This window comes from Luxibacter massiliensis (assembly GCF_900604355.1).
GTDB lineage: Bacteria > Bacillota > Clostridia > Lachnospirales > Lachnospiraceae > Luxibacter > Luxibacter massiliensis.
Window position 1 is genome coordinate 3428783 of the sequence record NZ_UWOE01000001.1, and the last position, 13080, is coordinate 3441862.

Annotated in this window: 9 protein-coding genes; 1 reads left to right on the plus strand and 8 read right to left on the minus strand. The window is 46.9% G+C overall.

From position 1 onward, the window contains the following. Nucleotides 1-105: 105 nt before the first annotated feature. Together EFA47_RS16050 and EFA47_RS16055 are read right to left on the minus strand one after the other, a co-directional pair. Nucleotides 106-1683, minus strand: coding sequence for an ABC transporter substrate-binding protein (locus tag EFA47_RS16050; protein WP_122644163.1), 1578 nt, complete (start codon nucleotides 1681-1683; stop codon nucleotides 106-108). Between the two features lie 227 nt (nucleotides 1684-1910). Further along, nucleotides 1911-2621, minus strand: a complete 711-nt coding sequence (locus EFA47_RS16055; protein WP_122644164.1) for a FadR/GntR family transcriptional regulator — start codon at nucleotides 2619-2621, stop codon at nucleotides 1911-1913. A 194-nt stretch (nucleotides 2622-2815) separates the two neighbouring features. Here EFA47_RS16055 and EFA47_RS16060 point away from each other — a divergent pair, with 194 nt between their 5' ends. Next, nucleotides 2816-4210: a Sapep family Mn(2+)-dependent dipeptidase gene (locus EFA47_RS16060; protein ID WP_122644165.1), complete on the plus strand. Its 1395-nt coding sequence runs from the start codon at nucleotides 2816-2818 to the stop codon at nucleotides 4208-4210. Between the two features lie 264 nt (nucleotides 4211-4474). Here EFA47_RS16060 and EFA47_RS16065 read toward each other — a convergent pair whose 3' ends face one another. The 6 genes from EFA47_RS16065 to EFA47_RS16090 form a co-directional block, all read right to left on the minus strand. Next, nucleotides 4475-6526: a glycoside hydrolase family 13 protein gene (locus tag EFA47_RS16065; RefSeq protein WP_122644166.1), complete on the minus strand. Its 2052-nt coding sequence runs from the start codon at nucleotides 6524-6526 to the stop codon at nucleotides 4475-4477. A gap of 59 nt (nucleotides 6527-6585) precedes the next feature. Beyond that, nucleotides 6586-8406, minus strand: a complete 1821-nt coding sequence (ftsH, locus tag EFA47_RS16070) for an ATP-dependent zinc metalloprotease FtsH (protein WP_122644167.1) — start codon at nucleotides 8404-8406, stop codon at nucleotides 6586-6588. 16 nt (nucleotides 8407-8422) lie between these two features. Then, complete coding sequence (gene hpt, locus EFA47_RS16075; protein WP_122644168.1) at nucleotides 8423-8950, minus strand: hypoxanthine phosphoribosyltransferase; 528 nt, start codon at nucleotides 8948-8950, stop codon at nucleotides 8423-8425. Further along, nucleotides 8934-10370, minus strand: a complete 1437-nt coding sequence (gene tilS, locus EFA47_RS16080) for a tRNA lysidine(34) synthetase TilS (protein WP_164690038.1) — start codon at nucleotides 10368-10370, stop codon at nucleotides 8934-8936. The genes hpt and tilS overlap by 17 nt, the downstream gene beginning before the upstream one ends. A gap of 179 nt (nucleotides 10371-10549) precedes the next feature. Continuing rightward, a complete protein-coding gene (xylB, locus tag EFA47_RS16085) occupies nucleotides 10550-12010 on the minus strand; it encodes a xylulokinase (RefSeq protein ID WP_122644169.1) in 1461 nt (486 codons plus the stop codon). A gap of 1 nt (nucleotide 12011) precedes the next feature. Further along, entirely contained in the window at nucleotides 12012-13061 is a 1050-nt protein-coding gene (locus EFA47_RS16090) for an NAD(P)-dependent alcohol dehydrogenase (RefSeq protein WP_122644170.1), read from the minus strand. Nucleotides 13062-13080 lie beyond the last annotated feature (19 nt).

A 13080-nucleotide genomic window follows, 5' to 3' on the forward strand; every position in this document is an offset into this window, starting at 1 on the left:
AAAAAATTTCTTCCGGGAGATATAGGTATATCCCCCAGAAGATAATTAATTATAAACCCTTTCCTATATGTGTCGTTCCATATAGGCATTCACCGGAAACACACTCTAATTTTTAGTAACCTTAGAGAGCTTTGTCGCACATGCCACATGATAGAAGAAACCATCTACTTTTGAGCTCACTCCGCACATAAAGTTTGCGTGTGAGATAGGAAGAATGGGCTCTTCTTCTGCAAGAATCTGCTCACATTCTGTGTAGATAGCGCTCCGCTCGTCCCCCACTGGCGTGACAACGCCCTTTGCAATCAGTTCATTGTACTTTTCATTGGCAAAATGTGAATAGTTTAAAGACGGGTCTGTGGATGCCAGCAGATTCATAAAGTTGTCCGGGTCTCCGTTGTCTCCGCCCCATCCGGCAAACAGGATATCATATCCGCCGCCCTGTGCCTTTGTCTTGAAAGTAGTCCAGTCATACGCATCGATGGTACATTCAACGCCTACCTTAGATAAATACCCCTGAATTGCCTCAGCCAGTTTCTGTCCGCCTACCGTGTTATATGGCCTTGGGTTTGTGTATGTCATAATATGTACTGAAGTAATTCCAAGTTCACTGAGTTTCTTCTCTGCAGCCTCCGGGTCGTACTCTGTGTGCTTAATGCTTTCATCATATCCCGGCAGAGATGTGGGCAGGAAAGTGCTGGCCGTCACATCATACCCTTGATACAGAGTCTCAACTAATTCAGGGATGTTGATTGCCGCGCACACGGCTTTCCTAGCTTCCTTGTCTGTAAATACCCCCTCAGTCGTATTAAACGCCATATAGTTTGTCATCATCGCTTCATCTGTCTGCACATTATTTCCAGCCTCTGTAATCTGGTCAACAACAGTTGCATCTATACCGTCAATAATGTCAGCCTCGCCATTATTCAGGGCAATTACACGTGCAGAATTATCTTTAATAATTTTAAAGATAACGTTTTTAATATTTGCAGGCTCCCCCCAGTATTCATCATTTCTCACTAGGACTACTGACTGCTCCGTGTCCCAGCTGACGAATTTATACGGGCCAGTGCCGCATGGGTTCTTTGTCACATTATTGTCATTTTCTTCCAAAGCCTTCGGGCTTACAATAGGCGCGCCCTGTATCATTGCAAGGTTTGCCAGAAATGGTGTCTGCTGCTCAGTCAAATGAATAGTTACTGTATACTCGTCATCTGCCACAACATCCTTAACAGCCCCAAAGACAAAGGCCGCATAAGGCATATCTTCTGTAGCAACGCCTGGCAGCTGCCTTTCAAAGTTAGCTTTGACTGCTTCTGCATTAAAATCTGTTCCATCATGGAACTTAACCCCTTCTCTTAAATGGAACGTATAGGTTAGTCCATCTTCACTTACATCCCAGCTCTCTGCCAGGCACGGTTCAATCTCTGTTGTTTTTTCAGCATACTGTACAAGGCCTTCATAAATATTTGTATTAATCTTGGTTGACTCTCCGTCGTCTGCAAATGCAGGATCCAAGCTTCTTGGGTCAGCACCCTGGGCAAAAATCAAAGTATCGCTTGCCTCACTGGCGCCAGATGACGACTCACCGCCAGAACCCTTGCTGTCACTGCCGCCGCCACATCCGGCCAGCATAGTAACTGCCATTGCTGCGGAAAGCAGCATACACAATAATTTCTTTTTCATGATCTTTTCCTCCTCAGAATCATAATTGGATTAATGGTACAGTGGCTCAACCAATTTAGAGCAAAAAAAACAACCCTCCTTCCCAAATCAACTATACCAGGTTTATCATAAAACTTGCACAACTTTTTATCCTGTGATAGTATCAGGATAGTGAATATTTATACCATTTATAATAATCATATACATTTTATTTTCCTTTGTCAACGTGTTTTTATTCGCCTGATATGTCATCCAATTCCATTGGCATCGTTTATTTCCCTGATCAGTTTTTCATCAATGCGGTGGATCTCATCACAGGCTGCCCACGCGGCGGTGCAGTCCCTCTCCCGTAAGGCATCCAGAAGCCTTCTGTGCTGCCCAATAGTTTCCAGGCAGGTGTCTGTACACTGCGGGAAAACACCATAGTACTCATCAAATGCTTCAATCATCTTCCTGAGCATCTGAGCCAGCATTTTATTTCCTGACAGCTCTGCCAGCTGATAATGGAACTGCTTGTCAACCGCAGAATCAAAGACTCCTCTGTCTCTGTCCTTTTCCAGCAGGCAGAGACTGCTTTCAAGCTCCTCCAGCCGCTCCGCCGATGTGTTTTGAAGGACCTGGGAAACGGCGTACTTCTCTAGTTCAGTCTTAATGCTCAGCATCTCAAGGAAATTAATTTTGACAAACTGCAGGTAGATAGAGGATGTCTCACCAATATGGGCAACATATGTCCCACTTCCCATCTGGGAATCTATGATCCCCTGGTGCTGCAGCACTCTTAAGGCCTCTCTCACAGAATGCCGGCTGGTTTTGAAACGGGCCGCAAGCTCCCGCTCAGATGGAAGCTTATCCCCATATTTCATATTATTCGTCCTGATATATGCCGTAATCGCGTCTGCAATCTTGGTATACAGGAGATCTTTTGACACAGGGGTTATCAGTGAAATTTCATTTTTCATTTTTGTATTCTCCTATGTATAAAATGGATTTCTGAGAAAACTTATATGTTTATTATGAACTGATTCGGACTTTTTTTCAATCATCTTTTATTTTCTATTCTATCCCTCCGCCCATAAGGATATAAAGGATAGGGCACCCTTTGGGTGAATATTTCTACCTATTTTAATAATTCTAATTTAAAGGAGTGACAATTATGCAAAGTCAATTACTTTTCGGCCACCACATAGAACCCTATTTCGATACTATGATAAAGGATTTGGAAACCTTAATCTCCATCCCCTCCGTATGCAGCAAGAAAACGCCAGAGGCTCCCTTTGGCAAACCCTGCGCAGAGGCCCTTGACTTCATCCTGAATACCGCAGAGAGGTTGGGGCTGGACATCACAAATACTGGATATTATGCGGGAGATGCCCGTCTAGGACACGGCAGTACATATATTGATATCCTCACCCACATAGATGTAGTTCCGGCAGGTGATGTCAAAAATTGGGACAGTGACCCTTTTACTCTGACCCGGCGGGGAGAGTATTTGTATGGACGTGGAACAGCCGATGATAAGGGCGCGGCCATTGCCGCCCTATATTCTCTCAAGGCGCTCAAAGATGCCAAAATTGAGGGCAACTACTGTCTGCGGGCCGTATTCGGCTGCGGTGAAGAAATCGGCAGTGATGATTTGGATGTATATTACGGCCAACAGGGATATCCCTGCATGGGATTCACCCCTGACTGCTCTTACGGCATCTGCTGCAGCGAAAAGGGAATCCTGCGGATAGATTTTGCAGCGCCTCACACAGAACATTCCGTCATAGAGAGTTTCCAGGCAGGGACTGCCGTCAATTCTGTCCCCAACACAGCCTGCGCCCTCCTTTCTTGTTCTCAGGAAAAATACAGGCAGCTAAAAAGTCTAATCGCCGCCCTCGACGGATTCACTCTGGAAGAAAAAGAAGGACTGGTACAAATAAGTGCCAATGGCCGTTCGGCCCACGGGGCAGAACCTGAACTGGGTGAGAATGCCGCCTCAAAGCTGCTTCTGCTTTTACATCAAATATTCCCAGCAGAGGAACTGGGGCCTCTTTTTAGTTTTGCCGCTGAAAAAATAGGCATGGAATACCAGGGCAAGTCCCTTGGCGTCATGATGAGCGACAAACAGTCCGGCCCACTGACTCTGAACCTCGGAATCGCTTCTGTCCAAGGGGCCACTGAGACAATTTCTGTAGATATTCGTTACCCTGTCACTGCCGACAAGGAACAGATTATAACCGCCCTGACCTCCGCCGCGTCAGCTTATCAGGTGAAAGCCACAGAAGTACATCATATGGCCCCTCTGTATATCCCCCGAGAGTCACGGCTTATCTCCTGCCTGTCCGCGTCTTACCAGGCCGTAACTGGCAAAGAATGTAATATTTATTCCACTGGCGGGGGGACATACGCGCGGCATGCCAAAAATACCGTCGTCGCCTTTGGGCCAGTATTTCCTGAGGAGCCGTCCACAAATGCACATGGGCCAAACGAGCGTCTCAATCTGGATTCCTTTAGGAAACACTCTCAAATTTGCCTTGAAGCTATGTACCGCTTATTCATATCTTAGTCAAATACCCCGATGCAAGCATCGGGGTATTTGGCCCTAGCGGCAGTCGCCAAATGGACGTGTAAACATGTCCGCTTGGCCCGTTGCCCGTGGGAATAAACAGGAGCGCTTTAAGAAGTATACTCCTTATTGAACATTAACAGTTCAATAAGTATGGGATAGCAAATAGATTCAAAAAAACTGACTCCCAGGAAAGGCACACCTTTGCATCAGCCTGCATCTATACCTTTCCTGGGAGTCAGTTTTTTGGATCAGAGACGCCCCTTAAGATAAGCCTTCTGCCTTAACCTTCAGCACAATTGCCGAATGCCGGCCCATATTCAGCACAATCTCTCCGCCGTCTATAAGATAATAATCTGTCTCTGTAGTATATCCATTTTCGTAGCTGTACAGCAGGCGTTCCATCCTTCCCTTCAATGGCGCCTCAGCCTGCCAGACAGGAACTGTAATCTCCTTAAGCTCTTTGCTGTTATTGAGGACAACAATGATCTGTTCACCTTCTTTAAATCTTCCGTAAGCCAGTACATGCTCTTCCCAGTACAGCATCTTCAGCGAACCTGTCTTAAGGGGATTTTCTTCTTTATGGATGCGGATCATTTCTTTATGAAAATCCAGCATCTCCTGATCTTCTCTGCCCCATGGATAGGGCCTCCTGTTATCCGGGTCTGTAAAGCCACACAGACCTGCCTCATCCCCATAATATACGGTGGGGGCCCCTACCCAGGTCATCTGGATAACCACGGCCTCCCGCATAACAGCACGGTTGACCCCTTCCTCTGCAGCCTTAGAACCAAGATTCTCCACCCGTCCCACAATATGGTTAGTCCTTGTCAAGAACCGTGAATGATCATGATTAGACAGCTCATTCATGGTCACCTGCAGTGAGGGGGTAAGGAAGGTGGACATAAAATGATTCATAGTCCTGACAAAATTGTCCGCATTGCCAAATAAATCGGCCCTGCGCTCATCACTATGTTTCTCCATTCCTGTCAGGAACCATGTTACCGGTTCCATAAATGCATCATAATTCATGACGCTGTCCCATTCGTCTCCCTGCAGCCATTCTGCCGGATCCCCATAATGTTCGGCGAGAATAAGGGCATCTGGCTTTGCCTCTTTTACCTCTCTTCTGAAACGCTTCCAAAACAGATGGTTATACTCATTGCTGTAGCCTAAGTCGGCCGCCACATCCAGCCGCCAGCCATCTACATTAAATGGAGGGGAAACCCATTTTCTCCCTATATCCATAATATATTGCTCTAACACAGGAGAATCTTCATAATTCAGCTTTGGCAAAGTGTCATGCCCCCACCAGCCTTCGTACTGGTTATTATACGGCCATGCACTGTCGCTTTCATTAAAAAAGTGGAAAAAGCTTCTATAGGGACTGTCCGCACTGGTATAGGCCCCTTTTTCATACTCTGCCTGCTGTTCGTAAATACGTTCTCTGTCCATCCATTTATTAAAGGAACCACAGTGATTAAATACCCCGTCCAAAATCACCCGCATTCCCCGTTTATGCATCTCCTCCACCAGACTGGCAAATAACTCATTGCTGGCTTCCAGGTTCGCCTTCGCCCCCGTTCTTTTCTGGTACATAGACGCCTGAATGTTATCCTCAGCCCCCTCAGGCAGCGGGAATCCGCCGTCCTCTGGGATCTTTCCAAAATGAGGGTCTATATAATCATAATCCTGGATATCATACTTATGGTTCGATGGGGATACGAACAGCGGATTAAAATAAATCACCTCTATCCCCAGCTCCTGCAGATAATCCAGTTTATCCATAACCCCTTTTAAATCTCCCCCGTAAAACCTCCGTATATCCATTGGAGCCGGCATCCTGCTCCAGTCCGCCACCTTCTCACAAGGCTGGCCTATATAGATATATTCTCTGTCCTCCACGTCGTTGGATGTATCGCCGTTAAAGAACCTATCCACAAATATCTGGTACATGACAGCGCCCTTGGCCCAGTCCGGTGTGGAAAATCCCGGGACAATCATAAAAGAATAGTATTCTACAACCTCACTGGATACTCCGCTGCGGTTATAATAACAGACTTCTTCCCCCCCTCTGGCTTCAAAATAATAAGAAAAGGGTTCTGCCCCCAGCCTGCAACCGCATTCATAGTAATCAAAGGGCCCGCGGGTAAAGGCCTTCTGCATCTCATACCTTCCATTCTTTGTACAGACGGTTACGGAGTCTGCCTCATCTCTGGCTGTGCGGAAGCGCAGCGTTACTGTCTCATATTCTTTGGGCTCTGGCGGAATCACATAGCCGGATGTTCCATCACTAAACAGTGCATCCCTGTTCATAATAACCTCCTTTGGGGCAAGTCATTCCATATTCTGGAAGGACTTGCCCCAGCTCTGATTTACTCGTCAAAAAGCGCCTCAAACTCACTTCTTGTAATCTTCTCTTTTTCTAACAAAAGCTCGGCACATGCCTGCAGCACTGAATGATATTCCTTTAGAATTGACCGTGCCTTATTATAGCACTCATCAATAATCCGTTTCACTTCTTCATCAATAGTGCCTGCTACCTTTTCTCCATATCCTCTGGAGGTGTGGCCAAAATCACGTCCTATAAATACTTCATCACTGTCGTTGTCGTAATTAATCAGGCCCAGCCGTTCAGACATGCCGAATTTAGTAATCATAGATTTCGCAATGGCTGTAGCCTGTTTGATATCCTGGGATGCTCCCGTCGTAATATCATCAAATACTTCTTCCTCCGCCACACGCCCGCCTAGGGATACCGTAATCTCCTGCAGCATATGTCCCTTTGTGTTAAACATATCATCATTTTCAGGAAGAGGCATTGTATACCCCCCGGCTGCCCCTGTAGGCACAATAGACACGCTATAAACAGGCCCCACATCCGGCAATACATGAAACAAGATGGCATGGCCTGCCTCGTGGAAGGCCGTAATTTTCCTTTCTTTTTCAGAGACAATCCTACTTTTCTTCTCCGGCCCAATACCAACCTTTACAAATGCATGCCGGATATCCCCCTGCTGCAGATAGACCCTGTTCTCTTTAGCAGCCAGAATAGCCGCCTCGTTGAGCAGGTTCTCCAGATCTGCGCCTGTAAAGCCTGCTGTGGTCTGTGCAATCTGCTTCAAATCCACATCGTCACCAAGAGGTTTATTTTTAGCATGGACCTTGAGGATCTCCTCCCGGCCGCCTACGTCCGGCCGGCCCACAATCACATTCCGGTCAAAACGTCCCGGCCTTAAAATAGCCGGATCTAAAATGTCCTTCCGGTTGGTGGCCGCCATGACAATAATCCCTTCGTTGACTCCAAAGCCATCCATCTCAACAAGAAGCTGGTTCAGTGTCTGCTCTCTCTCATCGTGGCCGCCGCCCAGGCCGCTTCCCCGCCGTCTGGCAACTGCATCAATCTCATCAATGAAGATAATACATGGGGCATTCTTCTTGGCATCCTGAAATAAATCTCTGACACGGGAAGCGCCGACGCCTACAAACATCTCTACAAAATCAGAACCCGAAATACTGAAAAACGGAACCCCTGCTTCCCCTGCAACTGCTTTTGCCAGCAGGGTCTTACCAGTACCCGGAGGTCCCTCAAGCAGCACTCCTTTAGGTATCCTGGCCCCAACCTGGATATATTTCTTAGGAGCCTTCAGAAAATCTACGATCTCCTCCAGCTCTTCTTTCTCCTCCTTTAAGCCGGCCACATCAGCAAACGTCACTTTCTTGTCAGTATCCGTGCTCATTCTTGCGCGGCTCTTGCCGAAATTCATGGCTTTGTTATTGGCTCCGCCTCCCTGACGGTTCATAAACATAAAAATCAAAGTGATTCCCAAAAAGGTAAATAGCAGAGGCATTAAAAGCGTTGTGATCCATGAATCCTCTGGTACATTCGGCATCTTATAGTCAATCTTATATTTTTCTAAAAGATTCTGTACTTCTGTCACGTCAGAAACGTTGACCTGTTTTGTTATTCCACTGTCTCTTAGCGTAACCGTCACAACTCCTGTAGGTACTGTCTTATTCTGTTTGATGGTGACGTCCTGTATATTTCCATCCTTTACTTCCTGCGTAAAACTAGTATATGTCATATCCTGGTCCCTTACCTGCATCCGGTTTGTCAGCCAGAGTGCCAGGAAGACAATCACAATAAATGTAAGAAATGTGGCGCCGCCTGCGCTTTTATATTTTTTGCTGTTCAATAGTGTGTACTCCTTCCTACTCTACTCCTTCCACCACTCCAATATATGGCAGATTTCTATATTTTTGGGCATAGTCCAAGCCATAGCCGACTACAAATTCATCTGGTATTTCAAAACCCACATAATCTACCTTCACATCCTTCTCTCTCCTCTCCGGCTTATCCAGAAGAGTGCACAGATGCAGGCTCTGGGGCTGTCTTTTGCGCAGGACATCCATCAGATAATACAGCGTCCTGCCTGAATCTATGATATCCTCCACTATCAGGACATCCTTTCCCTCGATGGACTCATCCAAATCCTTCGCAATACGGACAACACCGCTGGATGTGGTCTTATCCCCGTAGCTGCTCACACTCATAAAGTCCAGCGAAACCGGCACGCTGATCCTCTTGGCAAGCTCACACATAAAAAATGCACCGCCCTTTAATATACATATCAGATGAACCTGTTTCCCTTCATAATCTTGGCTGATCTGCTTTCCCAGCTCCTCAATCCGCCTGTCCACATCTTGCTCCGAGACTAAAACCCTAATCTTCTCTGACATACCCTTTATCCTCCGTTACTTTTATCTCAAGCACCCGATTCGTCTGCTCAGTGATCTGGCAGGCACTGCTCATACGGTACCCCAATATCCATATAATCTGTTCAGAGTCTGCAATCAAAAGAAGCTTGCTGCGTTCTTCTGCCGGAATCTTCTCATTAATAAAATAAGACTTTAATTTCTGTCTTTTACCGGCCCTGTCTATCACAATGCTGTCCTTACTCTGCCTTGTCCTGACAATCAGGCTGTTTTTTATTATATCATAGTCAAACCATTTCGTGTAGTTTTTTTGGGGCACATGTTTCACCGAAAAACCTTCTGTATTCTCAAGAATTCTGCAGTGGATCTTTAAATTCCGCTCCGGTATGTCCGTGACTCCCGGTATGTTCAGCCAACGGGGCGAAAATCCGGCATCCGGCCCTTCCCGGTTTTCTGCCTTGCCCTCCCGGCTTTTCTTAAGCACAATTCCTTCATAATTTCTTACTGCGCTTACCCCATAGGGCAGATCCCTTCTTTTGCCGCACTGCATACGGAACAAGCTAAGCACGGCCTTAACATGGATCTGGGAGATGTTTCTTTCCGACCCGGATATTTCCGCCAGACACCTTAGCACAAGCTGTTTCTGAATAGCAGGATGCTGTCTTTCAAACTCCTTTTTCTGGATTTTAAGCATTCCTCCTGATGTTAGTCCCACACACTTTCCAAATGCTTCGTCCGTCTGTACTTCCATATATTCCTGCTGCTCAAGAATACGCTCCATGGCTTCATTCATATGCCGGACGGCTTTTTTATTCACCTGCTCCTCCAAAACCGGTATCACCATATGCCGGATCCGGTTCCGTGTATACTCATCCCCCTCGTTAGTTTCATCCAGACAGTAACTGCATCCCTTCTCCTGCAAATACACTTCAATCTCCTGTCTGCTAAGGCACAAAAGGGGCCGGATCACCTTCCCATTGACGGGGCGTATTCCGCCCAGCCCCTTCAGTCCAGCCCCCCTCGCCAGATTCATCAGCAGGGTTTCTGCATTGTCATTCTGATGGTGGGCCATTGCGATCTTGGTTCCCCCATACTTTAAGAGCGCTTTTTCAAAAGCCTCCCTGCGCACAGCTCGGCCCGCCTCCTCAAGAGATTGTTTCCGGTTTTTAGCAATTAATTCCACATTTTCATGATAAACTACAGATTCTACCCCATGTCTTACACAGAGCTCCCTCACAAACTGCTCATCTGCATCCGCCGCTGCCCCCCGTATCCCATGGTTGATATGAACCGACACAATATCAATTCCCAGCCTCTTTTGCAGCTCTAATAGCACAAAAAGCAGGAATACCGAGTCCGCTCCGCCCGATATCCCTGCGATTACCTTGTCCCCTTTTACTATCATATGATACTTTTCTATAAACTTGAGTACTTTTTCAATCATAGATAAACTATAACCAATTTTTGGGGGGAATGCAAGGGGGGGTCAGTCCCCTTTGCAAAGGGGACTGACCCTTTTATCATCCATTTTCAGAATTTTCTTAAAATTTATCCCTCCCTCAGCAGACACCGGAATGCCCTGAACCCCTGCTTTCCCACAGTAGCACTGATTTTTATTCTTTGCTATGGAAATAGGCTCTTGACTGCCGGATAATATTTTTTGAATTTTTCATACTTTTCTTCATATTTCTTTACCAGTTCAGGTTCTGGCTTAACTATATCTACTATCTTTACTAATTTTTCTGCTGCACATTCTACGCTCTGAAATTCCCCACACCCTACAGCGGCAAGGATTGCACCGCCATATCCGGGCCCTTCTTCTGTTTCTGCCACCTCTATATCCATATTCAATATGTTTGCAGCTATTTTTTTCCAAAGTGGACTTTTAGCGCCGCCGCCGCAGATTTTAGTTCGTGCTATTTCGATTCCAAGGCCTCTTGCCACCTCCACCGAATCTCTCAGGCCAAATATTACCCCTTCCATCACTGCCTGCGTCATGTCCCTACGGGCGGTATCCATAGACATACCAATAAACATTGCCCGGGCGCTGGGGTCATTATGGGGGGAGCGCTCCCCCATAAGATAAGGAAGGAAAAACACCTGGTTTTCTCCGAGCGCAGATATCCCCGCCTGTTCTCCAGCATAATTTCCAGTTCCCAGGATTTCCTCCATCCACCATTTATTGCAGGAGGCTGCACTCAGCATACATCCCATAAGGTGATAATGTCCATCCGCATGTCCAAAGGCATGTAATGCATGATGGCTATCCACTCTGAAATTCTTGCTGGATATAAATACTGTCCCGCTGGTTCCCAGGGATATATTACAATGGCCCTCCCCCACTGTCCCTGTCCCTACCGCTGCCGCCGCGTTGTCTCCCGCACCGGCAACAATTTTTATGCCAGGCGGCAGGCCCAGCATTTCTGCCAATTCTGGCCTCAAAACTCCCACCGCCTCATAGCTCTCATATAAATCAGGAAGCTGTTCCCGTCTGATGCCGCAGATTTCTAACATTTCCTGAGACCAGCATTTATGTTCCACGTCCAGCAAAAGTGTCCCAGATGCATCGGAGTAATCTGTACAGAAGCTGCCTGACAGTTTATATGTAATATAATCCTTTGGCAGCATGACTTTTTCCACGCGCTGGAAATTATCTGGTTCATTTTCCTTCAGCCACAGGATTTTAGGAGCAGTAAACCCGGCAAAAGCAATATTCGCTGTACAGCATGCAATTTTTTCTTTTCCAATGGTCTTATTTAAAAAAACAGTCTGTTTACCGGCCCTTCCATCATTCCATAAAATGGCGGGCCGCACAACCTCGTCATGTTTATCCAGCACAACCAGTCCGTGCATCTGCCCTCCAGCGCCTATTCCAGCAACCTCTGATGCAGGAATCCCTGTAAGCAGCTCCTTTAAACCATCTATGGCCTGGTTATACCAGTCCGCTGGATTCTGCTGGGACCATCCAGGGCGGGGAAAATATAGAGGGTACTCTTTTGTCACTATTTTCCGTATAACGCCTTTTTCATCCATAGCCAGCAGCTTGACTGCGGACGTCCCTAAATCGATTCCTATATAGATCATATCACTTCACCTTTATAACAGCCTTCACCAAGTCTGTCTTATTCTTTACTGCTTCGTCATATGCCTCCTGGATATGTTCTAAGTCAAACTCGTGAGTTACAATACTTTCTAAGTCTATTGCCCCGCTGGCCACCGCTGCAATGGCCCTGGGATAAATATTTTTGTAACGGAACACAGACTTAATTGTCACTTCCTTATCCATAATCTGTGCAAAATTATAAGAAATTTCCTCCTCCGAAGAAATTCCCACCAGGGTAACAGTCCCGCCGCGCCGTACTAAAAATGGAGTCTGGGAGATTGTGGCAGAGGCGCCAGCCGTCTCAAACACCACATCAAACCCCCGGCCGCCCGTCAACTCTCCTGCCTTCTTCAGGATGTCCTCTTTTCCGCTGTTAAGCACTGCCGTAGCCCCCAATTCTTTTGCTTTTTCCAGCCGGGCATCTACCAAATCTGCCACAATTATCTGCCCTGCCCCTCTTGCCTTACATGCCAGTAACGTCACCAGGCCAATACAGCCGGCCCCCAGAATAATCACTGAATCTCCTGCATCCACGGCTCCCTGCCAGGCTGCATAAAACCCCACCGAAAGAGGCTCAATCAGCGCCCCTTCCCTCGTGGAAACATTCTCAGGCAGCTTAAAACACATATCAGCCGGAAACGCAATATACTCCTCATTACAACCCTGTACAGGCGGGGTTGCAAGAAAGACTACATCAGGGCAAAGGTTATAATGCCCAGACTTACACGCCTCGCATTTGCCGCATGTGATCCCTGGTTCCAGGGCCACCCTGTCCCCTATCTTCAGACTACTCACAGCGTCCCCGGCCTTTACGACAGTCCCGGCACACTCATGGCCCAACATAAAATCTTCATTTTGGTCCACTTTATATGCACCGCAGCTGCCATGGTGAAAATAGTGTACGTCTGATCCACAGATCCCCACATATTCCACTGACACCAGCACTTCATTGTCTTTAATTTCCGGGACAGGAATCTCCTTGAGTATCATCTGATCCGTCCCTCTCATAAAAGCTCCCTTTTGCATTTTCATTTCACAAGGCTCCTTTCAC

What these genes read in the sequence shown, in the direction of transcription:
- EFA47_RS16050 (WP_122644163.1), bottom strand. Translation starts at nt 1,683, where the DNA reads ATGAAAAAGAAATTATTGTGTATGCTGCTTTCCGCAGCAATGGCAGTT.
- EFA47_RS16055 (WP_122644164.1), bottom strand. Translation starts at nt 2,621, where the DNA reads ATGAAAAATGAAATTTCACTGATAACCCCTGTGTCAAAAGATCTCCTG.
- EFA47_RS16060 (WP_122644165.1), top strand. Translation starts at nt 2,816, where the DNA reads ATGCAAAGTCAATTACTTTTCGGCCACCACATAGAACCCTATTTCGAT.
- EFA47_RS16065 (WP_122644166.1), bottom strand. Translation starts at nt 6,526, where the DNA reads ATGAACAGGGATGCACTGTTTAGTGATGGAACATCCGGCTATGTGATT.
- hpt (WP_122644168.1), bottom strand. Translation starts at nt 8,950, where the DNA reads ATGTCAGAGAAGATTAGGGTTTTAGTCTCGGAGCAAGATGTGGACAGG.
- tilS (WP_164690038.1), bottom strand. Translation starts at nt 10,370, where the DNA reads ATGATTGAAAAAGTACTCAAGTTTATAGAAAAGTATCATATGATAGTA.
- xylB (WP_122644169.1), bottom strand. Translation starts at nt 12,010, where the DNA reads ATGATCTATATAGGAATCGATTTAGGGACGTCCGCAGTCAAGCTGCTG.
- EFA47_RS16090 (WP_122644170.1), bottom strand. Translation starts at nt 13,061, where the DNA reads ATGAAAATGCAAAAGGGAGCTTTTATGAGAGGGACGGATCAGATGATA.